Origin of the sequence: Cupriavidus sp. P-10, assembly GCF_003402535.2 — a bacterium.
In the GTDB taxonomy this organism is placed as follows: Bacteria; Pseudomonadota; Gammaproteobacteria; order Burkholderiales; family Burkholderiaceae; genus Cupriavidus.
Window position 1 is genome coordinate 521,733 of record NZ_AP025171.1, and the last position, 25,103, is coordinate 546,835.

Sequence of the window (25,103 nt, forward strand, 5' to 3'; positions counted from 1 at the left end):
AGGCGGCATTTGTGCATGCCTGGGTGGTGTCGATGGACGGCGGCCTTGATGCGGTGCAGCGTTGGCAGCGCCCTTGCGCACCAGAGGGCGTCCCATGATGCTCAAGGTCGACGAAGCGCTTGCAACGTGCATTTTCTTAGAGAGATTTGGGTGGATATGAAATGCAAAGCTTCGGAGTGTTGTCGCGGAAATATGTGCTAATCAATCGTCTTTTCTTCTTATCGATTTTCAAGTTGATAAATTCGTCACCGCAGCGCGGGAAGTATTCTTTAAAATTCCTTGTGGTTTTTGAGTACAAAAACACTCGATGAATAAAATATACTCCCATTCCCTCATCCAGGTATTTCAGTGAGAAATCAATTTTTCCATCAAAATTGTAATCTACCTTTTCGATTCGAATGGAATTTGAGTTGTCAGCGTCAACGCTGAAGACGCTGCTATTACAATTCCTTGTGCTGCATACGCGCACGGAAACGAGGCTGTCATGAATTGCAATGGTTGCCTTTACGCCAGCGGACGGGGTAAAAGCGATTTCTTCTATTGCTTTTGCGTTTCCGCAGTGAACAATTAACGCGAAAACAAACAAATATAAACTGTTGCGCATATTCTAGGATGCCACTTCCATGTTTGGGGAAACTTTCGCTTTTGGTGCTGGAGGTGCAATTGTCTCGGCGAATCTTTTGTCGGAGCGATCAAGCATCCTGTTAAGAATAAATGCTGTGTATGCCTGTCTCTCATAATACCCATTCCCTCCGCCATTAACGAGGCGATTAATTAGGTCGATTTGCTTGGGGCTATATTCGCGATCGGCAACGCGATTTATGTTCGTCCCCTCCGAAAATGGCTTTGATATCCAATAGTAGCCGCCGGAGTCACAGGAAAAGAAGGGACTCTCCCCAATGATGTCTGGATCATATCTAGGGGCCCATTGGATGAGTTTCCCACTATCGCTTGGGTTCGATGTGTAGTGTAGTGAACTACTCGTAATTCTAGGTGATGCTGGGGTTAGGCGCTCAGTATATGCGGCAATATGATTGGGGATGGCAGAAAACGTTCCATAATCGCGATAGTTTCCAGCCCACGTGAGTTGCACAATTCCGCGGCCATAAAATACCGTGTAGTACTGGGTGGCGGGGTTCGCGCTCGAATATTGGCCGAAGCCCCACTCATGCAACAATCGCCTCGATCCGCCGAGATTTCTCCACTGAGCGGTTTCCAGAAGAATTTGCGCCAAAAATATACCTGCTCGTTTCTTGTCAACCCCAAGATACTTTCGCATGCATCTATTTAACTCGATCACAAATTTTGCAATGCGAGACTCAGCATCGTTATGAGTGAGCGTGTAGGTGGGGCCGGTAGTCGTAATTGCGGTTCTGATAGCACCTGATGTCGTATAAAACATGTGCTTGGGAAGAGTCGAGGCAATTTCAGTTTGATTCAGCCACCCACACTTCCTGAAATGCCGCAAAAACGCGAGCGGGTGGAAGAACCAGAACTTCTTGCCGCCGCCGAGTGGGGTCTGCTCCATGAACTGGAACTGCGTGTGGAACGCCATGAATTTGTCGTAGCCATACGGGTCGATGTCCTTGCGCCTGCCAAAGAAGCCACCGGGGTCCTTCAGCCGCTTGTGGCGCGCCTCGTTGGCGCTCGCATCCCATTCACTCGGGGCGTGACAAATGAGACCCCGCAGTTTCGCCCGTACCTCGGCGTGCGTGTGGATATACGCGGCCAGCTTGTCTTCCTGCTCGAATCCTTCGCGTAGCCGGTCAGCGGGCGTTTCCAGGTCCTCGACCACCGCGACCATCTTGCGCAGTTCGTCCTGGTCGCACAGACCGTCCTGGCTGAACGGCGTATTGCCTTCCTCGATCTCCTGCCATCCCATGAAGAAGGGGAAGTCTGCGTCAGAGAGCTTCTGGATCGTGTTCAGACTGATGTCGACGTATCCCTGCTTGCCCGCCTCGAACGGCACCGACACCCATGTTTTCTGCGCTGCCGGCGGCAGCTTCGGCTGCTCGCTCAGGATACGGCCAAATCGCAGCAACTCGTAACCGTCACTCGGGCATGAGGGATAGAGCGCGGTAGCGCGCGCATACATCTTGTACTCGTATTCGGCATAGGTGTCCCGTACCGGCTTGGGGGTCAGGAGCGTGAGGGCGCCGTTTTTTTCCACCCAGGCGCGCGTGTAGCGGTGGCCCTTGTGAAAATACGCCGCGACATACAACTTGCTAGCCGCGTCCAGCGTGCCCGCCTGCAGCGGCGGGAAGTAAGGGGCGGTGGTGCCAATGGCCCCGGGCGGTGCGCTGACGAATGCCTGACCGCCGGGAATCACGAAATAGCTGTGCCCCCAGTAGTCCTTGGACGCCGGTGTGGTGGGGGTCTTGTTGCCGAGTTGGACCGCATGGCCGGACTGATTGAACCACGCCGCGAAGTCGCTCTCGGTCATGAAGGTCTCGAAGTGTAGGTGCGATTGCCCGTGGCATGCCCCGGGATATCCGAGCATATCCTTGCGGTAGACCTTCAGGCCCTTGGGCGATTGCACCCCATCGGTCGGATAGGCGAGCCATTTCGGCAGCGCGGTGGATGACCCGACCTCTGGCGGATTGTTCGGCAACGGCCCAATCTTTTTTCTAATGCTGTCGAGGTCCAGCAGGTGCATGTACAGCGAGTAGAAGGTGATTGTGCGGCCATCGCCGGTGTCGGTCTTGTGCCTGAGCATCACAAAGCCGAGATTGGAGTTCAGGGCATCGCCGCCATTGACGTCCTTTTGTCCGTCAGCAATAGCCTTCTGGCAGACGCGATAGGCAACGACTTCCCCGTCGGCTATGGCACGGACGGCATCGTTCTGGTACTTCGGTTGCAGGTGCGCGCCGCAGTGCCAGCGGCGGTCGAAGGCGATGGGATAGACGCCGTGGTGGGCCAGTTCGAACTTGTCCACGGCATCCATCATCGGATCGATACTGTCCGGGTCGTTGGAGGTCAGTCCATCGGACGGCAGAAAGGGAGGGCTGAGGATCATGATTCAAGGGGTAGACGGGCACGGATCGCCAGGTCGGACATTCGCCGCCGCAGCCAAGGGATTGGCAATTTTGCGGAGCAATCGCTGCGCCCGCATTTGAGACGCGTCAATAGTTTTCCATCGGGCGCGCCCGACCCCGAAGAATGAAGCGCGCTTGCGGTTGGCGACTTGCGATTGGATCGGCATAAGATCCGATCTGGTATCGGCAACGAGGTCGGCCCATCTTTGGTGCCCCGAGCCCGTTCAATAGTTGGACCCGCAGCCCTGCGAGCACCCCAAATTGCGACCACGGGTGGTGACACCCCGGAGCGCGCCTAGTAGATTTCGACAACGAGGGCTGCTGCCGATGCCATAGACTCTGGCAGGAGTCATGCAAGTTCTCTATCACCGTTGTGCCGGACTCGACGTCCACAAGGACACCATCGTGGCCTGTGTGCGCTGCGTCTCGGCGCCCGCGCATCAGGAAGTGTGCAGCTTTGACAGCACCACCGCCGGCTTGCTGGCGCTGGCCGACTGGCTGGCGCTGCACGGCTGCACCCACGTGGCTATGGAAGCCACCGGGGTGTACTGGAAGCCGGTGTGGCACATCCTCAAGGGCAGCTTCGAGTTGGTCCTGGCCAACGCCCAGCACATCCGCAACGTGCCCGGCCGCAAGACCGACGTCAACGACGCGATGTGGATTGCCGATCTGCTCGCCCATGGTTTGATCCGATCGAGCTTCGTGCCGCCGGCGGCCATTCAGGAGTTGCGCGATCTCACGCGCACCCGCAAGCAACTCGTGCGACGGCGTTGAATATGCCGACCTTGGTCCCGACTACTTCGACCGTCACGACGTCAACAAGACCATCCGCCGCCTGCTCAAACGCCTCGCCTCGGGTGCAACGTGGATCCCATGGCTCATCCTGTTTAGCGCTTCCTAGTACAACATCCCTTAAATAGCTTCAATAATTATCGGGCTGCAGATACGGGTTCAAGAGCGAGACGACCACCTCGGCCATCTCGTCGAGTGTACCGTTGCCTGGCAACGGTTCCCAACGCCCGCTATGGGTGCGAAAAGCTGCGCCATAACGATTGCGACCGAGCTCGGTCAACCGAGCCACCACGGTCGGCTCTTGGTCGTCCAGACGCTTAATCAACAGGTGACGCCCGTAGGCTTGCGTGATGATCTGCTCGTGGCCGAGCAGGCTGCGCAGTTGCCCCTGCAATTTGGCAGCATAATGTTTGGCGGGTAAGGCTGACATTTCTATCCTCGATTACGATGCGCCGGTTTGCAGCGGATAGCCCCGGAAAGACCATTTGAACGGGCACGCCGCCTGATTGTGCGCGCGGACAAACTGTTCGGTGCGCTCGCGCAGGTGCGCGATGCTGGTGTGGCTCGCATTGCGCAGTACCCGGCGCGTGTAGCGGGCAAACCAGAGTTCGATCTGATTGACCCAACTCGCGTGCAATGGCGTGAAGTGGAAGTGAAACCGCCCATCGTGTCGCGCGTTGAACGCCTGCCAGACGGCCTGGGCGCAATGTGTGTTCAGGTTGTCCCACACGACGTGCACCTGTTTGCCCGGATACGCGGCGGCCACGCGCTCCATGAAGGCCACCAGGTCGTCCTGGGTGCGCCGGTCGCGGCATTCTGCCAACACCTGTCCGGTGTGCACGTCCAGCGCTGCAATCAACGCCTGGGTGCCGTGACGAACATACTCAAACTCGCGACGACGCAGTCGTCCCGGTGCAGGTGCGCGTCCAGGGTGCTTGCGTTCGATGGCCTGAATGCCGGTCTTCTCGTCGATACTGAGCACCACCGCGTTCCGAGGCGCCTTGCGATACAGCTTGCAAATCCCGTTGACCTTCTCACGAAAGGCCGGATCTGGGCTATGCAGCCATTGCTGGACCCGGTGCGGACGCACGTCGCCGGCCTGCAGAATGCGCTGCACCTGGCTGCGGCTGATTTGCTCGACGACTCCACGCTCCACAGCGCGCGTCACGATCTCATCGAGCGTGGGCGTGACTCGACCTTCAGGTTCCTGCGTCTCACATGCCAGCGCAATCAACTGCAGTCGCGCCTCCTGGCTGATACGTGGCGGCCGGCCACTGCGCTCGCCCTCCCGAATTCCTTGGACACCTTGCTGCGCAATGCGCTTACGCCACAGGCAGACCGTTTGCGCCGATACACCCAGTTCCCGCGCAATGACCGTGTTAGCGTGACCCTCGTGGGCCCACAACGCGATTCGCGCACGCATCACATCTCGCTGCGCGGCCGTCTTCCGCTCGATCAGCGTTTGCAGTTCCTGTCTTTCCCTTTTCGCCAGCTTCACTGGCATTGCTTGGCGGCCTCGGCTCATCCCGCCATGATATCCGAGGCGATTACTTATTCAAGATATTTACGGGATGTTGTACTAGTAGATGTCGAATAGTAGGGAAGGGGGCGCGCAGCGGAATATCGGACGTTTCCTAAAGATCATTCGATCACGCCGAATCTCCCGGCGACGTCGTGACAAAATTTTTGCAATGCGATTAAACGCTCAGTGCACGCGACACTCGCGCAGATAGCTGGCTGATCGCCGCGCCCATGTTCATGGCGCATGGCCACGCCGGCGCCAGGCATCACGGTCGTGCGCGCGCGCAGTGGCGGGGGAAAAAGGGGGGGAGGAGATGTGGCAAGGCCGGGCGAAGCCTCGCCCGGCCGGAGATCATGCGATTCGATCAGGTACCAGTCCCGCGTGCAGCGTCCGGGGAGAAGAATGCTTCGGTGAACTCGGGGCTGTTGTTCAGCTGGAACATCGGGCCTTCGTTGGTCAGGCGGTCCGCAAAGTAAGCGCCGGAAATCAGGTCATGGTAGAACACCGCGGTCGGATGATAGCGGCGCGCATCGTAGGCGTAGACCGAGGCCTGCAGGTTGGTGCGCCACAGCTGGCCGCGGCCATCGTAGTTGTCGGCGGCGAGGGCTTGCCAGGTGTCTTCGTCGAGATACAGCACGCGCTTCGCATACTGGTGACGGAAGCCGGACTTGAGCGTTGCTTCCAGGACCCAGACGCGATGCAGCTCATAGCGCATGACGTCAGGGTTGGCGTGGCCGCTGGTCAGCAGGTCCTTGTACTTGATCGACGTGCTCTGCAGCTTGTAGTTGTGGTACGGGACATAGACCTCCTTCTTGCCGACGATCTTCCAGTTGTAGCGCTCGCCGGAGCCGTTGAAGAGGCGATCGTCATCCACGGTGCGGAAGCCGCCGGGGCCCTGGGGCTGGTCGAAGCCGAATTCCGGCGCCTGGCGCACGCGCCGCGTGCCCGGGTTGTAGATCCAGGTGCGGTTGGTGTCCGAGCCTTCCTGGTCCCATACGGCGTAACCCACGATCACCTGGCCCCGGTCGCGCAGCGGCAGGTCGGTTGCAGTGCGGAAGAAGGAGCGCTCGTTGAGTGCGTTGTGCGGGTCGAACTTGCCGTTGTTGCGCGGCGAGAGGATGCTGTACGAGACCCGCCCCCACGCGGTCGTGCCATTCGGATAGACCACGGCCTGGTCGTACTGCGCCTTCTCGGTGCCGACGGCCGACGAGAAGCGCTGGTTCCACAGCAGCTCCATTGCCGTCTTCGGGATCGGATAGGGCACTTGCGGGCCCGCGTCCTTCAGCCCGTTGGCATCGTCCGTCATCTTGACGGTGGTGGCGTAGGTGCGGATGTCCTTGTAGACGGCGTCTTCGTAACGGAAGTCGCGATGGCTGGCGTACACCGGCATCTTGAAGGTGTCGGGGTACTTCTTGAACAGCGCCTTCTGGCCGTCGCTGAGGCGCTCCGCATACTGCGCCATGTTCTGCGCGGTGATGACGAACAGGGGCTTCTCGTCGGCATACGGGTCCGGATACCGTTCGCCGCGCTGGTATTTGACGTTTGGCGGCGTTCCCAGCCACTTGCCGGCCCATGCGGGCACGTCGCCGTCCTTGCTGGCGGCCCGCTCCGCGCCCATGGGCGTGAGGGTGCCGTCAAGCTGCTTGAGGTCCTCCGGGGTGACCTTGGCCCACGATGCCGCGGCCAGTGCCATGCTGGTCACCAGCAGGCTGCCGCGCAGCAGTCGATGTGTAGTGGATGTCATTGCAGTCTCGCTCCTTGATGGGATGGCCGGCGGCGCCTGTGCCTGTGGAGACAGCGTAGTGATGGTGCGCGGGAGGGGAATCGTTGGAACGGACTAGTGGATTTCCCTAGGCACCTCGGAGCTGGCGCCCGCGCGGCGCAGGTGGACCCGGGGCCCTGAGACTTGCGGGAGTGCCTGGGCGCGGCGTACGCGCCGCAAGAGCGGGATAATCAGGCGGGTAGCATGCAAGAAGCCCATGGCGCGCGCCATGGGCTCCGGCATTGCACGGCGCAGCTTAGAGCATGCCCATCGCCGGGTCGGTCACCGAGTGGCTTCCGGTTTCCACACGGCCCGCAAAGCGCCGGTAGAACGTGGCATCGCTGCTGCTGGTCACCGCGAAGTCATACCAGTTGCCGCTGTCCTTCAGCGCCCAATGCAGGGTCTGCGTGCCGCCTGCCGGCACCGAGGCTTCCCACGGCCCGTCCGTCCGGTAGGCCAGCGGCGTGACGCGGAACGTGCACGGCGCATTGCCCATGTTAATCAGGTCGACATACACGTCACCGTTGGCGACTTCGTAGCAGACCCGGATCTCCGGATTGGCGCGCGCGGCGTCGAGTACCTTCGTATCTCCCCTGAAATGCCGGTGGTAGCCGTTCGGGCCGAGTACCCAGAGATCGTACTGGCCGGCATCGGCCGACGAGGTGGCCCAGGTATCGGACAAGGTCTTGCCGGCCTCGACCATGTAACGACGCGGCACGCTGTCCAGGTCGTTGCGGTCGTAGACGTGGAAGACGGCGGCCTGCTTTCCCGAATTCGCGAACAGCAACTGCACGGTGCCGTTGACGTTGCCGCGCGCACTGGTGTGCAGCTCGTAGGGCAGGGCTCGCGACGGGCGCGAACCCGTGTCCTGCTGCGGCAATTGCGCGGTCGTCGGTACCGGCACGGCCGGCAGCGCCTGCTGGGCGGTGCGCAACTGGTCCGCGGACGTACGGGTGCCACGCCCGGCCAGTGTGGGCAGCGCCTCGGTGTTCGGTGTCTGGAAGTTGAATGCCGTGGTCAGGTCACCGCAGACCGCGCGGCGGAACGGGCTGATATTGGACTCCTGCACGCCGAAGCGCGCCTCAAGGAAGCGCAGCACGGAAGTGTGGTCGAACACCTGCGAGTTGATCCAGCCGCCGCGGCTCCACGGCGAGATCACGAACATCGGCACGCGCGGACCCGGACCGAAGACGCGGCCGTCGCGCGCCGGCTGGCTTGTGCTGCCGGCCGGTGGTTGCTGCGTGTAGTATTCGGCGGCGAGGTCGGCGTCGGGCAGCGTGGTCTTGCCGGCCAGCGAGCTGTCCGGATGGCGCGACGGGGCTGAAGGCGAGGGCACGTGGTCGAAGTAGCCGTCGTTTTCGTCGAAGTTGACCAGCAGCACCGTCTTGCTCCAGACGTCCGGGTTGCTGGTCAACGCGTCCAGCACTTCCTGCAGGAACCAGGCGCCCTGGACCGGCGACGAAGGTCCCGGATGCTCGCAATAGATCGACGGCGCGTTGATCCACGAAACGTGGGGCAGCGTGCCGTTAGCGATGTCGCGTTTGAAAGCGTCAAGGTACTGGTCAGGCTGCGTGCCCGGCAACGTGTTGGCAACGCCCTTGTAGAGCGGGTTGGCGGCGTTGTCGCTGGCTGCATCGTAGGCGTGGTACGGCAGCGCCTGGCCGGTGCTCGTGTACGGCGATTGCGGCGCACCGCCGCTGGACACCGGGAAGCCCGAGTTCAGGTTGGCACGGCGGAAGCTCTGGAAGGCACCAAGCATGTTGTCGCCCCATTCGTCGGGCATGTTCTGGTAGCTGATCCAGCTGATACCGGCTTCTTCCAGGCGCTCGGCGTAGGTCTTCCACGTGTAGCCGGTGTTGGCATCGGCGGCGACGCCGTTGATCGCATCCCACTCGTTGTTGACGAACGCCACGTTCTGCGGAATCACGCCGTTGGTGCCGGTCATGTGGAACGAGCGGTTCGCGTCGGTGCCCGTGTGCATCGCGCAATGGTAGGCGTCGCACAGCGTGAACGCCTTGGCGAGCGCGAACTGGAACGGAATTTCCTGTTCCTTGAAGTACCCCATCGACGTATCGGTCTTCGCGACGGGCCAGCGCGACATCCGGCCGTGGTCCCAGGCGGCCTGGCTGTCGGCCCACGCGTGCGGCGTGCCGGCCGTGCGCTGTGCGTTGTTGGCGCTGCCGTTCAGATGGTAGGGCGTCACGATGCTGCCGTTGGCACGCGCCTGTTGCCAGACGTTGCGCCCGTTCGGCAGCGGGATCGTGAGGCGGTCGCCAAATCCGCGCACGCCTGCCAGCGTGCCGAAGTAGTGGTCGAATGAGCGGTTTTCCTGCATCAGGATGACCACGTGCCGGACATCCATGATGGTGCCGGTGGCATTGTTTGCCGGGATAGCCAGCGCGCGGCGGATGCTCGGAGGAAAGGCGGCCAGCGCCGCGGCGGAAAAGGCCGCGCCGGTGCTCGCCTGCAGAAACTTGCGGCGGGAGATCATGTCGTTGTGCTGGGAGGATGTGGAGGGACGCGGGCTATGCCAGCCGCCGCATTCAGGGCGCGCAGCGCTTGTCGGGCGCACCAGGGGCTGCAGGCGTCGAGGCGCCCGGCTGGGCTGCGGCTGGCGGCTGCACAGGCTTCTCGTCGTCGCTCCCGCCGCAGGCACTCAACAGCAGCGCTGCGAGGCACGCGGCCACAAGGCCAGGTGTCAGTTTGGCTTCTTCCATGGGCATCGTTGGATTGTTGTGATGGGTTTGCCGGATCGGCAGGCCGCAAGGCTAAGCGGTGGCGATGACATGCTCGTGACGCGTTGTGCACTGGCCCGCCGGCCCGCCGGTTCCGCCGATGCATTGCGCTCAGGAGAATGAAGCGCCTTTCCCGACATGGCTGGGAGAGGCGGACAGGGGCTTACGCGTCCAGCCGGATGTGCACGCTGTTGGGGGTATGGACGGGCGCCGCGTTGAAGCCGTCCACGGTCACGGTGGTGAACTGGCCGCGCGAGATCGTTGCCGACTGCCGGGTGGCGGCACGTCATGCTGCGGTCAGCGGCCCGTACCGTCAGTCACGCTGTAGTTCTTGCCGCGGCGGATCGGAGTACGCGGCTATGGCCTGTGGCGGCTTGCGGCCCCCTGGACGCCACGCTGTGGCGACGGGAGGCGACTTGTATGAATATCACCTGGCCGGGGCAGGATGCGAGCGTCTTGCGCTGCGATAAAACGACGCGTGGCCGGGCAGATGCCCGGCCACGCGCACGACTGCGGCCAGCGGCCGCAACCGGGATCAGGCTTCCATTACTTCGCCGAAGCGCTGCATATGGTAGTCGCTGTCGCCCAGCAACTGGTCCAGCATGGTCAGGCGCTTGAAGTAGTCGCCCACCGACAGCTCGTCGGTCATGCCCATGCCGCCGTGCAGCTGCACCGCTTGCTGGCCGACAAAGCGCCCGGCGCGTGCAACCGTCACCTTGGCGGCAGACAGCATGCGCCGGCGCGCGGCCGGATCGGTTTCATCCAGCGCCTGCACGGCCACGTAAGCCATCGACAGCGCCAGTTCCTTCTGCACCAGCATGTCGGCCATGCGGTGCTGCAGCGCCTGGAAGCTGGCCAGCGGCTTGCCAAACTGCTGGCGCGTGGCCAGGTACTCGCCGGTGATCTGGATCAGCTTTTCCATCGCACCCGCGCCTTCCGCGCACAGTGCGGCGATGCCGTGCTCCAGGCCGACGCCCAGCGCCGCCAGGCCGTCGGCGGGCTGGCCCACCAGCGCGCTGGCCGGTACCGTGACGTTCTGCAGTGACAGGTCGGCGGCGCGCAGGCCGTCGATGGTGGGATAGGCGGTCACGCCCAGGCCCTTGCTGTCGCGCGGCACCAGGAACAGTGCGATCTCGTTGCTGCCGGATACACGTGCGGTCAGCAGGTAGGCGTCGGCGGCGGCGCCGTGCCAGACCACGCTCTTGGTGCCGCTGATCACGTAGCTGTCGCCGCTGCGCTCGGCGCTGGCGCGGGCCGATTCCGGGCGGTAGCGCGTAGTCGGTTCCAGGTAGGCCAGCGTGACGATGCGTTCGCCCGATGCGATCGCCGGCAGCCATTCCTGCTTCTGCGCGTCGCTGCCGCAGGCGTTGAGGGTGGCGGCGGCCATCACGCCGCTGGGCGTGACCGGTTCCAGCACCAGGCCGCGGCCCAGCTCGCGCTGCACCACCAGCTGGCTGGCGGGGCCTTCGCCGAAGCCGCCGAAGTCGGCGGGCACGGTCAGGCCCAGCACGCCCATTTCGGCCAGCTTGTTCCACATGCCGCGATCCAGGCTTTCGCCCTGGCGCGCGCTCTTGCGGCGGGCCTCGAAGGTGTATTCGGTGTCGATGAAGCGACGCAGGCTGTCCGCCAGCATCTGTTGCTCTTCGCTGTAGGTGAAGTCCATGTCAGCTATCCCTTCAGAAACCCAGGATCATCTTGGAGATGATGTTCTTCTGCACTTCGGTTGCGCCGCCGTAGATCGAGGTCTTGCGCATGTCGTAGTACGTGGAGGCAGCGGGGGCGGCCCACTCGGGGCCGGACACCGGCTGCGTCGCGCCGGATTCGAGCCAGTCCGGCGAATACGGCCAGGCGTTGGGGCCGGCCACTTCCATCATCAGCATGCCCAGGTCCTGCTGCACTTCGGAGCCGCGGATCTTGACGATCGACGCTTCCGGACCCGGCGTGCCGGCGGCCTGCGTGGCGACGCGCAGGAGCAGCATTTCCAGTGCCATGATGTCCATTTCCACGCGGGCGATCTTGTCGCGCATGCGCACGTCTTCGATCAGCGGACGGCCGGCGCCGTCGGTGGTCTGGCTGGCGTAGTGCTTGAGCTGGCGCAGTTCGCGGTGGCAATGGCCGATGCCGGCAATGCCGGTGCGCTCATGGCCGAGCAGGTACTTGGCGTAGGTCCAGGCGCGGTTCTCTTCGCCGACCAGGTTCTCGACCGGCACTTCCACGTCTTCGAACCAGGTTTCATTGACGTCGTGGCCGCCGTCCAGCGTCTTGATCGGGCGCACCGTCACGCCGGGCGACTTCATGTCGATCAGCAGCATGGAGATGCCTTCCTGCGCCTTGGCTTCGGGATCGGTGCGCACCAGGCAGAAGATCCAGTCGGCGAAGTGGGCCATCGTGGTCCAGGTCTTCTGGCCATTGACGATGTACTTGTCGCCCTTGCGCACTGCGCGGGTCTTCAGCGAGGCCAGGTCGGAGCCGGAGCCCGGCTCGGAGTAGCCCTGGCACCAGAAGTCTTCGACGCCCGGCATGCGCGGCAGGAAGCGCTGTTGCATCTCCGGGCTGGCGTACTTCATCAGCACCGGGCCGATCATGGTCAGGCCGAACGGCAGCAGGCGCGGCGCGCCGGCGCGGAAGGTCTCGATTTCAAAGATCAGGCGCTGCAGCGCGGTCCAGCCGGTGCCGCCCCATTGCGTGGGCCAGGTGGGGGCGCCCCAGCCTTGGGCCTGCAGGATGCGGTGCCAGCGGACGTAGTCGTCCTTTTCCACGCGCTGGTGGTTGAGCACCTTGTTGCGGATGTCTTCCGGCAGTTTGGCCTGCACGAAAGCGCGGACCTCCTCGCGGAAGGCCTGTTCCTCGGCGGTGAAACGCAAATCCATCTGAATGTCCCCTCGTTACGCGGGCGGTCCGGTGCTGGCAAGCAACCGGTTGCAGCCCTAGGTGTGCCGGCCGATTGTAGGGCGCGGGCGTCCTCCATTGCTTTTTCAATCATAAAGTCGCCCTTCGTGCCGGCGGAACCACCTGAGCCGGGTGGTGGCGGCACTGCCGAACACGGCCTTAGCCAATTCCAAATACCGCGGCGGCCGGCCTTGGCGCAAACTGGCGCGGCCTGCTCAAGTGCGTCGGGGTGCATTCCGGCGCATTCGCCGCCGGCAAGCATCGCCAACCCAGCCGTATCCCGAACGAGCCAGCCGCATGTCTTCCTTCCGTCCCCAATATATCCACGATATCCCCCGCCACTGGGCCGCGCAGACGCCCGGCGCGCCTTGCCTGTACGAGAACGGCGCCGTGCTCAGTTATGGCGATCTGTGGCAGCGCATCGAAGCGGCGCGCGACTGGCTGGTGGCGCAGGGCGTGGGCGAGGGCGACCGGGTCATGGTGGTCGGCGAGAACTGCAACGAGATGGTGGTGACGTTGTTCGCCAGCAGCCTGCTGCATGCGTGGCCGATCCAGGTCAATGCGCGCCTGTCCGCGCGCGAGATCGACAATATCCGCGACCACGCGCAGCCGGCGCTGGTGCTGTTCACCGGCCATGTGTCCGAGGTGGCCGCCGCGCACGGTACGCGGCTCGGCGCGCAAGCCAGCGGTTGCCCGGTCTTTGCCGACGGCATGCTCGCGGTGCGCGCTGCCAGCGCGCCGGAACGCGTGGCCAGCGAAGAGGCCCGCCAGGTCGCCACCCTGATCTATACCTCCGGCACCACCGGCGCGCCCAAGGGCGTGATGGTGCCGCACGTCGGCCTGACGCACTTCGCCCGCATCTCCGCCACCTCGCGCGACATGGGGCAGGAAGACGTGGCCTATGGCGCACTGCCGATGTCGCATATCTTCGGCATCGCCACCGTGCTGATGGCCACGCTGTACGCCGGCGCCAGCCTGTTCATGCGCCCGCGCTTTGACGGCAATGACGTGTTCGAAGCGCTGGTGTCGCCCGGCGTGACCATCCTGCAGGGCGTGCCGACCATGTTCACGCGCATCCTGGCGGTCGCGGCGGCGCACGGCGCAGGCCCGGGCAAGTATCCGCGCCTGCGCTACCTGTACACCGGCGGCGCGCCGCTCGATCCCACGCTCAAGCGCGACGTCGAGACCCTGTTTGGCCAGTCGCTGCACCATGGCTATGGCATTACCGAATACGCCGGCTCGCTGTTCATCACGCGCATGGACGCGCCGCGTGCGGACTGCTCGGCCGGACATATCGTCGAAGGCGTCGAGATCGAGATCACCGACGATGCCGGCACGCCGCTGCCGGCCGGCGAGCGCGGCCAGATCCGCGTGCGCGGCCCCGGCGTGATGCTCGGCTACTACCGCAACCCCGAGCAGACGGCAGAGGCGCTGCTGCCCGGCGGCTGGCTCAATACCGGTGACCTGGGCTACCTGGATGCCGACGGCGCGCTGTTTATCTCCGGCCGCTCCAAGGACCTGATCATCCGCTCGGGCTTCAACGTCTACCCGATCGAAGTCGAATCGGTGATCAACGCCTTCCCCGGCGTGCGCCAGTCGGCGGTGGTGGGACGCCCCGCCAGCGACGGCAACGAGGAAGTGGTCGCCTTTATCGAGACGCAGGAAGGCGCCAGCGTCGATCCCAAGGCGCTCGACGCCTACCTGCGCGAATGCCTGGCCCCGTACAAGCGCCCGGCGGAAATCCGCACCGTCGACGTCATTCCCACGACGGCCAGCGGCAAGCTGCTCAAGCAGCCGCTGCGTGCATTGCTGGACTGAGCCCGAATTCCCTTTACCGGGCTGGTTCGACATGCCAGCCCGGGCATTTCAGCCCTATCTGGAGGAGACAACAATGAAAACCTGGAACACACTGGCGGCACTGACCACGACCCTGCTGCTGCAGGGCGCGGCCTGGGCGACGGACGTCTATCCGTCGCGGCCGGTCAAGCTGCTGGTGGGCTATGCCCCGGGCGGCCCGGTCGATACCGCCGCGCGCATCTACGCCGAACAACTGGGCCGCGTGCTCAAGCAGCCGGTGGTGGTGGACAACCGCGCCGGCGCCAGCGGCGCGATCGCGGCCGACATGACCGCCAAGGCAACGCCTGACGGCTATACGTTGTACTTCGTCGCCAGCCCCACCATGACCATGACCCCGCTGATCCAGCGTTCGGTCAACTTCAACCCGGTCAAGGACTTCACCTACATCGGCCTGATCACCGACTACACCAACGTGCTGCTGGTGAACAAGGATTTCCCGGCCAGGAACGTCGGCGAACTGGTCGACTACGCGCGCAAGCACCCGCAGGACGTCTCGTTCGGCTCGGCCGGCGTGGGGGCTTCGAATCACCTGTCGGCGGAACTGCTGGCGCAGATGAACGGCGTGAAGATGCTGCACGTGCCTTATAAGGGCAATTCGCCGGCGATGGCGGATGTGATGAGCGGCAAGGTGACTTTCATGTTCGATATCACCGGCACCGCCATCGGCCATATCAATGGCGGCAAGGTGCGGGCGCTGGCGGTCACGTCGAAGACGCGCAATCCGGCGCTGCCCAATGTGCCGACCATGATCGAGTCGGGGCAGAAGGACTATGACCTGACTGGATGGTATGCGTTGATCGGACCGCAGAAGCTGCCGGCGGATGTGGTGGACAAGCTGGTCAAGGCGCAGAAGGCGATTGGCGACGATCCGGCTTACCGGCAGCGGATGGCGGCGGGTGGGTATGACGTCAATGTCAGTTCGCCGAAGCAGCTGGGGGATCGGATCCAGCGGGAGCTGGCGCTGTGGGGTGGGGTGGTGAAGAAGGCGGGGATTCAGGCGGATTGAGGGGATTTTTGAGGGGCGAGGGGGCCTGCGGGAAGCCGGCCCTGTTGTTCTAAGGGTTGCTCGAGGACTGGTCGCTTCATGTCGCTGTTGATGACATGCTGTCGGCCGTTGAACCGCCTGGTTCCGCCCTCCTGGGCGGGTCACTTTCTGGCCGAGCGCCAAAAAGTAACCAAAAAACGCGTCGCCTGAGCGGCTGGCTATCAATTTGGCGGCGTGGGTGGGTCGGGCGGCGGTGATTTCCGTTTGGGCTCGGTGCCCGTTCGGGCCTGCTAACGCTGTGTGATTCAGGGCCAGTGCCTGGCGTTAACCGGCTCTTGAACGATCCCCATGCCGGGCGTAGGCCGCCTGCTGCATGTCATATTGGTGGGACGCCTTCGGCTGCGCTACGCGCGGGCCCTAATGTGGCAGCGCGGCCGATCTCCCTCTGGTCATTGCCGTCGCCGCTTAGCGAGCGAAGCGATGTGGATTCGTGCCAAGGCACCTCACCCGCGAGACTGAGCCGCGCGCAGCGCAGCCGAAGGCGATGATGCGATACCGCAGGCAGCAGGCGGCCGACACCCGTCCTGGGGATTGTTCAAAAGTGGGGGTTCGTCAGGCACCCACACTCACTCACTTGGCGTAGCAGGCTGGAATCGCGACCACGCCTCACTGAAACCCAAATCGCCAATATCACCAAAAGCGCCAAATTGGCTCAGCCAGCCGCTAAGCGACGCGCTTTTTGGTTACTTTTTGGCGCTCGGCCAAAAAGTGACCCGCCCAGGAGGGCGGAACCAGGCGGTTCAACGGCCGACAGCATGTCATCAACAGCGACAGCGGGCGCTTAAACGGCCGACCGCATGTCATCAACAGCGCCCCGCCCAGCAGGGCGGAACCAGGCGGTTCAACCAGCGACAACATCTCACCAGCACCACAGATCCACCAAGCACCTGATTGAATGCCATCCAGGCATAGCCTTTGATGGTGATGCGCACCTCCGCCAAGGCGTGGCCCGACCCCGCAATTCTCCGCTACGCGAGGTCGCGCGCCGATTCCCCGAGATGGCACTCGCCATCCATGCTCAGAGAATCAGCGCCTGCAGCAACCGCCTGCGGCCCTCGCCTCTACCTTTACCCTTCAATCTCCGCCCACCCCTGCATCGCCTGCCCGCCAGCATCATCGCCAGTCCAAAGCACCAGCCGGCCAGCCTGCGCTGGATCGGCCGTGCCGCCAACGGTGATCGTGTCCTGATCAAACAGCGGCGCCAGCCCCCGGAACCCAAAGCGCTTCACGCGCGCCTGCGGCTGCTCGCGCGCCACCAGGTCCAGCATCAGCATCGCCTGCATCGGGCCATGCACCACCAGGCCGGGATAGCCCTCGACATCGCGCGTATAGGCGCGGTCGTAGTGGATGCGGTGGCCGTTGAAGGTCAGCGCCGAATAGCGGAACAGCATGACCGGGTCGGCCTGCAGCGTGCGCTGCCATTGCGCGGTTTGCTCCAGGCGCGGGCGCGGCGGCTGTGGCTTGGACGGGTCCGGCATGGCGCGGTAGACGATGTCGTGGCGCTCGTTGACCGCGGTCTTGCCGTTCACGGTCAGTTCGTGGTCGACCGCGACGAACCACAGTTCGCCGCTACGGCCGGTCTTGTACTGCACGTCCGCGATGGTGGAGGTGCGCGTGACGGTATCGCCGATATGCAGCGGATGGCTGAAGGTCAGCTCGCTGCCGGCCCACATGCGGCGCGGCAGCGGCACCGGAGGCATGAAGCCGCCGAGGTGCGGGTGGCCGTCGCGGCCGATGTCGCGTTGCTGCGCGCGCGGCAGGAAATAGAGCCAGTGCCACAGCGGCGGCAGCGGGCCCGCGGCGACCGCCTCGGGGTCGAGGTCGAAGGTGGCGGCGAGGCCGATCACTGGTTCGGGCGACAGCGTTTCGGTGCGCGATTCGCTGCGGCCGATCCAGCCGCGCAGGCGTTCGAGTTCGGAAGTGGCGTCAGTCATGGGCTTGCAGGTTCGGGTTAGACAGGAAAGGCGGGGCGCTATTGCGCCAGCGCCAGCAGGCGTTTCGCCTGCTCGATCACGGGCCGGTCGACCATCTTGCCATCGACCTGCACGGCATGGCTGCCGCTAGCGGTGGCTTCGAGCACGCGGCGGGCCCAGTCAAGCTGCTCGGCGCTCGGCAGGAAGCCGGCACGCACCGCGCCCAGCTGCGCCGGGTGGATGCACAGCTTGCCGGCAAAGCCGAGTTCGCGCGCGTAGGCGACGTCGCTGGCCAGCATGGTTTCGTCCTTCAGCGCGGTGGTGACGCCGTCCACCGGCGGCGGCAGCCCGGCCACGCGCGAAGCCAGCACGATGCGGGCGCGCGCGAACGCCAGCGCGTCGCGGGTGTGGCTGCAGCCCAGGTCGACGGCATAGTCGAGCGAGCCGAATGCCAATCGTGCCACGCCGCTGGCCGTGGCCACCGTGTCGACGTGGTGCAGGCCGAGTGCGGTCTCGATGATAGCGACCAGCTCGCCCTGCGGGTTGATCGCGTGCAGCGCCTGCGCGATCTGCGCCAGAGCGGCGGCGTCTTCGGCCTTGGGCACCATCAGCCCGGCCAGCGCGGTGCCGGCCGGCAGCGAGCGCAGCCAGGCCAGGTCAGCCGGAAACGCGGGCGAGGCGCTGTCGTTGATGCGGACCATGGCGCGCGCAGCGGGCTTGCCCGCCAGCCAGGCGCCAATGGCTTCGCGCGCGGCGGGCTTGGCGTCGGGGTGCACGGCATCCTCGAGGTCGAGGATCATCACGTCGGGGCCTGCGGCGGCGGCCTTGTCGAAACGCTCCGGCCGGTCGCCGGGGACGAACAGGTAGGTGACTGCGGTAGACATGCGGGGCGTTCCTCAGCGTGCGGCGGGCAGCCAGTCGTTGACGTTGGGCGCCTGCTCCAGCGCCCACACGCGCGCGATGATGGCGCGCATCTCGGCCTCGCTGGCGCCATTGCGGAATGCGCCCAGCTGCAGCGCCTTGGCTTCCAGCTCGGGGCGCGACAAGGTGTTGTCCGGGTCGCCCTTGGGTACGTCCACGCGCGCGGCCAGCGTGCGGCCGTCGGTGGTCTTGACCGTGACGCGGCCGATCCACTGGCGCGGGTAAGCGGCGTTGATCTCGTTGTCGAGCTCCATCGTGACCTTGCCGCGGAAGTCGACGACTTTCGCGTCGGGCAGCGCGTACTGCTCGAATTCCGCCAGGCCGGCGTGGCCATGCACGGCAACCAGCCCCAGCACCGTGCCCATCGAGAACTTGGCCTGGTGGATGGTGGCCGGGTTGACCACCGGGCCGAGCACGTCGATCGCGCCCTGGTGCACGTGGGTGGTGACGCTGGCGATCTGGTCCGCGCTGATGCCTTCGCGCTGCATCAGCACCTTGAGCGCGTCGGCGGCCGGGTGCGTGTGGCGGCACGAGGCAAAGAACTTGAACGAGGTCTCGGCGGTGGCCCAACGGGTGCCCAGGCCATCGGTCAGCGCGGCGGGGTTGGCGTCGCTCGACATGCCGGCGGCCATGCCCTGCTTGCCTTCGAGGATCTGCTTTGCGCCGGTGAAGCCCGCGCGCGCCAGCCACGCCGATTGCAGGCCGTCGGCCGCGGCCTTGGCGGTGTGGAGCTGCTTGGAGTCGGCGGCGTCGCGCAGGAACTCCCACAGGCCGGCGGCCTGCGTGCCGGCCGAACCCAGCGCCTGGTTGATGCCTTCGGCATCCAGGTTGTATAGCTTGGCCACGGCGGCAGCGGCGGCGAGCGTGCCGACGGTGCCGGTGGTGTGGAACACGGTGTAGTGCGAACGGCCCATGAACTCGCCGATGCGGATGCCGGCCTCATAGCCGGCGATCGACGCCAGCAGCACTTCGGCACCGGTCTTGCCTTCGGCCTGCGCCGCGGCCACCACGGCCGGGAACACGACCGCGGCCGGGTGCAGCACCGAGCCGTTGTGCACGTCGTCCTGCTCGACCACATGCGACGAAGCGCCGTTGATCAGCGCGGCGAAGTAGGGCGAGGTGCGGCGGCGGTCCACCAGCACTTCGGCGTCGCCCTGTGCGGTGCCCATGGCCGCGGCGAATTCCTGCAGGCGGCGCACGGCGGGAGCGTCCTTGCCGGCGATGGCCGAGGCGATCCAGTCGAGGAACAGGTCCTTGGTGCGCTCGATCACGGGCGCGGGCACGTCCGTCAGCTTGAAATCGGCCAGGAACTGGCACAGCTGGCGGGTCGGGTAGTTGGTGTCTGCGGCTTGGCTCATGCAGGCTCCGATGCGGAAATGGTTTCGTGGAAATGGAAAAAGCCCGGCGTCCTGTGCGAGATGGCCGGGCGTGGTGCGTTCAGATGGTCTGCTTGTCGGCCAGCGCGGCGATATCGCCGTCGGCATAGCCTAGCTCGGCCAGAATCTGCCTGCTGTGCGCGCCAAGTGCCGGTACGTCGCCCATGACGGGCTCTACGCCCGACAGGTTGGCGGGCGGCAGCAGCGCGCCGATCGGGCCGCCCGGGGTGGCCACTTCGCGCCAGCGCTGGCGTGCCTGCAACTGCGGATGGTTCCATACGCCCTCGATGTCGTTCATCGGGGCATTGGCGATCTGCGCCTCGTCGAGCAGTGCCTCGGCCTGCGCCACGGTCATCGACGCGAAGCGCGCTTCGATGATGGCGGTGAGTTCGGGGCGATTGCGCACGCGGGCCGTGTTGCTGGAGAAGCGTTCGTCCTGCGCCAGTTCCCGGTTGCCGAGCACGATCTCGCAGAAGCTGGCGAACTCGCGTTCGTTCTGCACGCTGAAGATCACGCTGCCATCGCCGGTGCGATGCACGCCATACGGGGCGATGGTCGGATGCGAAGCGCCGAAGCGCGCCGGCGGCTTGCCGCCGTAGTGGCCGAAGTAGAGGACCTGGTTCATCCACTCGGCCATCGCCTCGAGCATGGTCACCTGCACGCGCAGGCCCTTGCCGGTGCGGCCACGCTGCAGCAGCGCCGAAAGGATGCCGCTGTAGGCGTACATGCCGGCCGAGATGTCGGCGATCGAAACGCCGGCGCGCGACGGCTCGTTCGGGCCGCCGGTGAGGCCCACCAGGCCGGCGGCGGCCTGGATCAGCAGGTCGTAGGCCTTCTTGTCGCGATAGGGGCCGGAGTCGCCATAGCCCGAGATGTCGCAGACGATGAGCTTGTCGTACTTGCCGTGCAGGCTGTCGAAGTCCAGGCCCATGCGCGCGGCCGCGCCGGGGGCGAGGTTCTGCACCAGCACATCGGCATCGGCCAGCAGCCGGTGCAGGATGGTCTGCGCCTCCTGATCCTTCAGGTCCAGGGTCAGGCTTTCCTTGCCCCGGTTGAGCCACACAAAGTACGAGGCCTGGCCGTGCACGGACTGGTCATAGCCGCGCGCGAAGTCGCCCACGCCGGGACGCTCGATCTTGATGACGCGGGCACCAAGGTCGGCAAGCTGGCGAGTGGCGAAGGGGGCCGCAACCGCGTGTTCGAGCGAGACCACGCGGATGCCGTCGAGCGGGCGGATGCCCTTGGAGTTGTCAGGGGACATGCAAAAAGCCTCAGAACGAACGCGGCAGTTCGAGCACGTGCTCGGCCACGTAGGACAGGATCAGGTTGGTGGAAATCGGCGCGACCTGGTACAGGCGCGTTTCGCGGAACTTGCGCTCGATGTCGTACTCTGCGGCAAAGCCGAAGCCGCCGTGCGTCTGCAGGCAGACGTTGGCCGCTTCCCACGAGGCATCGGCCGCCAGCAGCTTGGCGATATTGGCTTCCTTGCCGCACGGCTTGCCGGCATCGAACAGCCGCGCCGCCTTGTAGCGCATCAGGCTGGCGGCCTCGACGTTGATGTACGAGCGTGCGATCGGGAACTGCACGGCCTGGTTCTGGCCGATCGGGCGGTCGAACACGATGCGGTCGCGCGCATAGTTGCTGGCGCGCCCGACAAACCAGTAGCCGTCGCCGACGCACTCGGCGGCGATCAGGATGCGCTCGGCGTTGAGGCCGTCGAGGATGTACTTGAGGCCCTTGCCTTCCTCGCCGATCAGGTTCTCGGCTGGCACCTCAAGATTGTCGAAGAACAGCTCGTTGGTCTCGTGGTTGACCATGTTGCGGATCGGCTTGACCGTCAGGCCCTTGCCGATGGCATCGCGCAGGTCGACCACGAACACCGACAGCCCCTCGGACTTGCGCTTGACCTGGTCCAGCGGCGTGGTGCGCGCCAGCAGCAGCATCAGGTCGGAGTGCTGCACGCGCGAAATCCATACCTTCTGGCCATTGACGATGTACTTGTCGCCCTGGCGTACCGCGGTGGTCTTGAGCTTGGTGGTGTCGGTGCCGGTGGTGGGCTCGGTCACGGCCATCGACTGCATGCGCAGATCGCCCGAGGCGATGCCCGGCAGCCAGCGGCGCTTCTGTTCTTCGGAGCCGTGGCGCAGCAGGCAGCCCATCACGTACATCTGGCCGTGGCAGGCTCCGGAATTGCCGCCGCTGCGGTTGATCTCTTCCATGATGACGGAGGCCGCGGTCAGCGACAGGCCCGAGCCGCCATAGCTCTCGGGAATCAGGGCCGACAGCCAGCCGGCCTGGGTCAGCGCCTGCACGAAACGCTCGGGAAAGGCTTCCTGCTCTTCCACGCGCTGCCAGTATGCCGAATCGAAGCCGGCGCAAAGATCGCGCACGGCCTCGCGGATTTCGGGATACAGCTGCTCTGGATCCTGTTCTGCAAGCATGGGGAGGCCCCGTCTGATTCGAATGCGGCCATTATTCCCGACCCCCCTGTTCGCCGAAATTCGGATTTGCGAAAGAGCGGCTTAGGGTCGCCGGAAGCGCTTGCGGCGCCCTATGCACCTGGTTGCGCAGCGGGTCCGGAACGCAAGACGCCCGGCTTGGCCGGGCGTCTGAGGTATTTCCAGGCAGGGCGCGTGGCCCTGCGGCAGTGTCAGCGTGGTGTCAATGTACGAACAGCCAGATCAGGATCAGGACGAAGGCCGGGACACCAAGTAGCCAGGCGAGGATGTAGGGCATGGTGTAGCTCCTGTTTTGCACTAGTCGTGGTGATTCCAATATAGGGTCGGCCCCGCGACGGGACTGTCGGGGAGCTTCCGCTTGCCGTGTAGGACGCCGCCGCACGCCCGGGTAGGGCGTTGCCGCATCGATGTGCGGCCCGCGCCAGGGGCTCGCGGCGCGTGCTACGCTCAGGTCTGTACCAAAGCACCTGGAGGGCGGGCGATGGACGGGGTCTGGTCGGAAATCTACAGCGCCATCCGCGCCGAATTCAGCGATGTGCCCGACGCCGGAGAAGCCACCCGCATCCTGGTGCGGCTGACCGTGGCGGTGGTGCTGGGCGGGCTGATCGGCTATGAGCGGGAGGCCTCGGGCAAGGCCGCCGGGCTGCGCACCCATATGCTGGTGGCGCTGGGCTCGGCACTGTTCGTGCTGGTGCCGCTGCAGGCGGGCGTGCCGCTGGCGGACATCAGCCGTGTGCTGCAGGGGCTGACCGCCGGGATCGGCTTCCTGGGCGCGGGTGCGATCCTGAAGCAGAACAGCGAAGCCGACATCAAGGGCCTGACCACGGCAGCCAGCATCTGGATGGTGGCGGCGATCGGCGTGGCAGCAGGGCTCGGGCGCGACACCACGGCGGTGATCGCCACGGTATTCACGCTGGTCATCCTGCAAATCCTGCTGCGCCTGAAATAGCGCTGCGGCAGGCAACACGCCGGCCCTCCCCCCGGCTTGCGCCAATCTCCTTCCAATGCGCGCCAGCGCACGCTGCGCAGGCAAGCGCCGGCCTATGCTGTGCAGACTGTTCCGCGACGACGGAGCAGGCAGTAGGCAGGGGAGAGTGGCATGAAATCATCGATCCGTGACGATGCGGCGCTGGCCGTCTTCGTGGGCCCGCGCTACGCGTATTACAGCGGCCGCTGGGCCCTGGCCGGGGCGCGCGGCGGCATGTCGTGGAACTGGGCGGCATGCCTGCTCGGCCCGTTCTGGATGGCCTACCGGCGCATGTACTGGCAAGTGGGCGTCTATGCGGTGATTGTCTGCGCGGAGCCGGTGCTGCATGCGCTGTTCCGCTTCAACATGCCGCTGGCGCTGTCCCGGCCGCTGCTGTATGCGCTGGCGCTGTTGCTGGGCATGTATGGCAACCAGCTGTACCGCTGGCATGCCGAATCCACCATCCGGCGCCTGCGCGAATACCACTGGTCGCCGGAGCTGGTCAACGATTCGCTGGCGCGCTGTGGCCGCACCAGCTGGCCGGGCGTGTTCGCCATGGGGCTGCTGCTGGCGGTGATGGCAGTCTCGCTGCGCCCGCTGGCCGGGCTGGTAGCGCATTCCGCGGGGCTGGCCGCCGGCTGATGCGGCGTGCGGCGCGTTCGTTGCGTTCGTTGCCTTCGTCGCGCCGCGCTTCCACCGTACTTACACCGGCTCGCGCGCCGCGTCGACCAGGTACTGGATCAGGGTCTCGGCAAACTGGGGCAACTCGCGCCCGGGGCGCCGGACCAGGCGCAGCTCGCGCTTGGCCCATTCGTCTTCCAGCTGGATAAAGCGCAGCACCTTGCGGCTGGCATAGCGCCGCGCGCAGCTGTTGGGCACGATGGCGATGCCGGCACCGGCCTCTACCATGCGGCACACCGCGTCGAAACTGCCGACCTGGATGCGCAGGCTGATGCGCTTGCCCATGCCGCTGGCAATGCGGTCCAGGAACGACTGGATCGCGCTGAACTGGTTCAGCCCGACGAAGCGGCAGGTATCGAGCAGGTCGGCGAAATGCAGCCGCTTGAACGCCGGCAGCGGGTGGTTCACCGGGGCGATGACGATCAGCTCGTCGCTGCACAGGTGCATCACGTCCAGGTCCTGCGTGGCGACTTCACCCGCGACGATGCCCAGATCGGCCGCGCCCGCGCTGATGGCCGACACGATTTCCTGCGACAGGTGCTCTTCCAGTTCGATATCCACGTCGGGGTTCTCGGTCAGGAAGCGCGACACACCGGTGGCCAGGAAGGAGTTGGTGGCGGTGGTATTGGCCAGCAGCCGCACGCGCCCCTTGATGCCCTTGGCGTAGGGGCGCAGGTCGGCGTGCAGGCATTCCAGTTCGCGGAAGACCTCGCGCGCATGAAGCAGCAGCGCGTCACCGGCCGGAGTCAGGCGAACGCCCTTGACCTGGCGGATCAGCAATTGTGTCTGGAACGCCTCTTCCAGCTGCTTGATCCGGGTGCTGGCCGCCGGCAGCGACAGGAAGCTGCGCTCCGCGGCGCGGGTGAGGTTTTCCGTCTCGCCGACGTTCAGGAAAAGGCGCAGATCGGTCAGGTCGTAATGCATGGGCTTCCGTCAGGCCAAAGGCCACTTTTGTGATTCGTGAATTCCAAAGACGCGGGTGCCAATTTATCGTATCCCACGCGGCAATGACATCCGGAATCACAGCACCCGGGCGTCGCCGGTCTGGTGGCGAGCCGATAATCGCACCGGAATTCGGACCGGACCGACATGTGAATGGCGAATCCGGACGATCATCGCGCCGTACGTACCAGTTTCGCCGTACGCACC

Annotated in this window: 18 protein-coding genes and 1 pseudogene; 5 read left to right on the forward strand and 14 right to left on the reverse strand. The window is 64.8% G+C overall.

Annotated elements, in window-relative coordinates; genetic code table 11:
- Positions 1–136: 136 nt before the first annotated feature.
- Together CTP10_RS41275 and CTP10_RS19505 are read right to left on the reverse strand one after the other, a co-directional pair.
- Entirely contained in the window at positions 137–604 is a 468-nt protein-coding gene (locus CTP10_RS41275) for an XAC2610-related protein (RefSeq protein WP_442875237.1), read from the reverse strand.
- Positions 605–607: 3 nt separating this feature from the next.
- Positions 608–3,016: a hypothetical protein gene (locus CTP10_RS19505; protein WP_116318656.1), complete on the reverse strand. Its 2,409-nt coding sequence runs from the start codon at positions 3,014–3,016 to the stop codon at positions 608–610.
- A 370-nt stretch (positions 3,017–3,386) separates the two neighbouring features.
- On the opposite strand from CTP10_RS19505, the pseudogene CTP10_RS19510 reads away from it, so the two are divergent.
- Positions 3,387–3,806, forward strand: a pseudogene (locus tag CTP10_RS19510) (IS110 family transposase); the annotation flags it as partial.
- 151 nt (positions 3,807–3,957) lie between these two features.
- Here CTP10_RS19510 and CTP10_RS19515 read toward each other — a convergent pair.
- From CTP10_RS19515 to CTP10_RS19540, 6 genes are all read right to left on the reverse strand, one after another.
- Positions 3,958–4,257 carry a hypothetical protein gene (locus tag CTP10_RS19515; protein WP_116324089.1) on the reverse strand — a complete coding sequence of 100 codons (300 nt, stop codon included), beginning with the start codon at positions 4,255–4,257 and terminating at the stop codon, positions 3,958–3,960.
- 12 nt (positions 4,258–4,269) lie between these two features.
- Positions 4,270–5,352 (reverse strand): IS630 family transposase, encoded by a 1,083-nt coding sequence (locus CTP10_RS19520; protein ID WP_116324090.1) that lies wholly within the window; start codon positions 5,350–5,352, stop codon positions 4,270–4,272.
- A gap of 361 nt (positions 5,353–5,713) precedes the next feature.
- The gene (locus CTP10_RS19525) at positions 5,714–7,093 is read right to left on the reverse strand and encodes a DUF1329 domain-containing protein (protein ID WP_116322625.1); all 1,380 of its coding nucleotides are present in this window, start codon (positions 7,091–7,093) and stop codon (positions 5,714–5,716) included.
- Between the two features lie 274 nt (positions 7,094–7,367).
- Positions 7,368–9,602, reverse strand: a complete 2,235-nt coding sequence (locus tag CTP10_RS19530; RefSeq protein WP_116322626.1) for a phosphocholine-specific phospholipase C — start codon at positions 9,600–9,602, stop codon at positions 7,368–7,370.
- A gap of 779 nt (positions 9,603–10,381) precedes the next feature.
- Positions 10,382–11,509 carry an acyl-CoA dehydrogenase family protein gene (locus CTP10_RS19535; RefSeq protein WP_116322627.1) on the reverse strand — a complete coding sequence of 376 codons (1,128 nt, stop codon included), beginning with the start codon at positions 11,507–11,509 and terminating at the stop codon, positions 10,382–10,384.
- Positions 11,510–11,522: 13 nt separating this feature from the next.
- Positions 11,523–12,716, reverse strand: coding sequence for an acyl-CoA dehydrogenase family protein (locus CTP10_RS19540; protein WP_116322628.1), 1,194 nt, complete (start codon positions 12,714–12,716; stop codon positions 11,523–11,525).
- Positions 12,717–13,032: 316 nt separating this feature from the next.
- On the opposite strand from CTP10_RS19540, the gene CTP10_RS19545 reads away from it, so the two are divergent.
- Together CTP10_RS19545 and CTP10_RS19550 are read left to right on the forward strand one after the other, a co-directional pair.
- Complete coding sequence (locus tag CTP10_RS19545; RefSeq protein WP_116322629.1) at positions 13,033–14,553, forward strand: class I adenylate-forming enzyme family protein; 1,521 nt, start codon at positions 13,033–13,035, stop codon at positions 14,551–14,553.
- A gap of 73 nt (positions 14,554–14,626) precedes the next feature.
- Entirely contained in the window at positions 14,627–15,598 is a 972-nt protein-coding gene (locus CTP10_RS19550; protein WP_116322630.1) for a Bug family tripartite tricarboxylate transporter substrate binding protein, read from the forward strand.
- 1,106 nt (positions 15,599–16,704) lie between these two features.
- Here CTP10_RS19550 and CTP10_RS19555 read toward each other — a convergent pair.
- The 5 genes from CTP10_RS19555 to CTP10_RS19575 form a co-directional block, all read right to left on the reverse strand.
- A complete protein-coding gene (locus CTP10_RS19555) occupies positions 16,705–17,571 on the reverse strand; it encodes an FAS1-like dehydratase domain-containing protein (protein WP_116322631.1) in 867 nt (288 codons plus the stop codon).
- Positions 17,572–17,609: 38 nt separating this feature from the next.
- Positions 17,610–18,434 (reverse strand): HpcH/HpaI aldolase/citrate lyase family protein, encoded by an 825-nt coding sequence (locus CTP10_RS19560; protein ID WP_116322632.1) that lies wholly within the window; start codon positions 18,432–18,434, stop codon positions 17,610–17,612.
- A 12-nt stretch (positions 18,435–18,446) separates the two neighbouring features.
- Complete coding sequence (locus CTP10_RS19565) at positions 18,447–19,829, reverse strand: MmgE/PrpD family protein (protein ID WP_116322633.1); 1,383 nt, start codon at positions 19,827–19,829, stop codon at positions 18,447–18,449.
- A 79-nt stretch (positions 19,830–19,908) separates the two neighbouring features.
- A complete protein-coding gene (locus CTP10_RS19570) occupies positions 19,909–21,108 on the reverse strand; it encodes a CaiB/BaiF CoA transferase family protein (protein ID WP_116322634.1) in 1,200 nt (399 codons plus the stop codon).
- Positions 21,109–21,118: 10 nt separating this feature from the next.
- Positions 21,119–22,288 carry an acyl-CoA dehydrogenase family protein gene (locus tag CTP10_RS19575; protein WP_116322635.1) on the reverse strand — a complete coding sequence of 390 codons (1,170 nt, stop codon included), beginning with the start codon at positions 22,286–22,288 and terminating at the stop codon, positions 21,119–21,121.
- A 499-nt stretch (positions 22,289–22,787) separates the two neighbouring features.
- Here CTP10_RS19575 and CTP10_RS19580 point away from each other — a divergent pair, with 499 nt between their 5' ends.
- Both CTP10_RS19580 and CTP10_RS19585 read left to right on the forward strand, forming a co-directional pair.
- Complete coding sequence (locus CTP10_RS19580; RefSeq protein ID WP_116322636.1) at positions 22,788–23,255, forward strand: MgtC/SapB family protein; 468 nt, start codon at positions 22,788–22,790, stop codon at positions 23,253–23,255.
- Between the two features lie 150 nt (positions 23,256–23,405).
- A complete protein-coding gene (locus CTP10_RS19585) occupies positions 23,406–23,915 on the forward strand; it encodes a DUF2628 domain-containing protein (RefSeq protein WP_116322637.1) in 510 nt (169 codons plus the stop codon).
- A 60-nt stretch (positions 23,916–23,975) separates the two neighbouring features.
- On the opposite strand, the gene CTP10_RS19590 is transcribed toward CTP10_RS19585, so the two are convergent.
- Complete coding sequence (locus CTP10_RS19590) at positions 23,976–24,878, reverse strand: LysR family transcriptional regulator (protein WP_116322638.1); 903 nt, start codon at positions 24,876–24,878, stop codon at positions 23,976–23,978.
- Positions 24,879–25,103: the final 225 nt, after the last annotated feature.

Excerpts from the sequence above, each read along its gene's own strand:
- CTP10_RS41275 (WP_442875237.1), bottom strand. The coding sequence starts at position 604 with ATGCGCAACAGTTTATATTTGTTTGTTTTCGCGTTAATTGTTCACTGC.
- CTP10_RS19505 (WP_116318656.1), bottom strand. The coding sequence starts at position 3,016 with ATGATCCTCAGCCCTCCCTTTCTGCCGTCCGATGGACTGACCTCCAAC.
- CTP10_RS19515 (WP_116324089.1), bottom strand. The coding sequence starts at position 4,257 with ATGTCAGCCTTACCCGCCAAACATTATGCTGCCAAATTGCAGGGGCAA.
- CTP10_RS19520 (WP_116324090.1), bottom strand. The coding sequence starts at position 5,352 with ATGAGCCGAGGCCGCCAAGCAATGCCAGTGAAGCTGGCGAAAAGGGAA.
- CTP10_RS19525 (WP_116322625.1), bottom strand. The coding sequence starts at position 7,093 with ATGACATCCACTACACATCGACTGCTGCGCGGCAGCCTGCTGGTGACC.
- CTP10_RS19530 (WP_116322626.1), bottom strand. The coding sequence starts at position 9,602 with ATGATCTCCCGCCGCAAGTTTCTGCAGGCGAGCACCGGCGCGGCCTTT.
- CTP10_RS19535 (WP_116322627.1), bottom strand. The coding sequence starts at position 11,509 with ATGGACTTCACCTACAGCGAAGAGCAACAGATGCTGGCGGACAGCCTG.
- CTP10_RS19540 (WP_116322628.1), bottom strand. The coding sequence starts at position 12,716 with ATGGATTTGCGTTTCACCGCCGAGGAACAGGCCTTCCGCGAGGAGGTC.
- CTP10_RS19545 (WP_116322629.1), top strand. The coding sequence starts at position 13,033 with ATGTCTTCCTTCCGTCCCCAATATATCCACGATATCCCCCGCCACTGG.
- CTP10_RS19550 (WP_116322630.1), top strand. The coding sequence starts at position 14,627 with ATGAAAACCTGGAACACACTGGCGGCACTGACCACGACCCTGCTGCTG.
- CTP10_RS19555 (WP_116322631.1), bottom strand. The coding sequence starts at position 17,571 with ATGACTGACGCCACTTCCGAACTCGAACGCCTGCGCGGCTGGATCGGC.
- CTP10_RS19560 (WP_116322632.1), bottom strand. The coding sequence starts at position 18,434 with ATGTCTACCGCAGTCACCTACCTGTTCGTCCCCGGCGACCGGCCGGAG.
- CTP10_RS19565 (WP_116322633.1), bottom strand. The coding sequence starts at position 19,829 with ATGAGCCAAGCCGCAGACACCAACTACCCGACCCGCCAGCTGTGCCAG.
- CTP10_RS19570 (WP_116322634.1), bottom strand. The coding sequence starts at position 21,108 with ATGTCCCCTGACAACTCCAAGGGCATCCGCCCGCTCGACGGCATCCGC.
- CTP10_RS19575 (WP_116322635.1), bottom strand. The coding sequence starts at position 22,288 with ATGCTTGCAGAACAGGATCCAGAGCAGCTGTATCCCGAAATCCGCGAG.
- CTP10_RS19580 (WP_116322636.1), top strand. The coding sequence starts at position 22,788 with ATGGACGGGGTCTGGTCGGAAATCTACAGCGCCATCCGCGCCGAATTC.
- CTP10_RS19585 (WP_116322637.1), top strand. The coding sequence starts at position 23,406 with ATGAAATCATCGATCCGTGACGATGCGGCGCTGGCCGTCTTCGTGGGC.
- CTP10_RS19590 (WP_116322638.1), bottom strand. The coding sequence starts at position 24,878 with ATGCATTACGACCTGACCGATCTGCGCCTTTTCCTGAACGTCGGCGAG.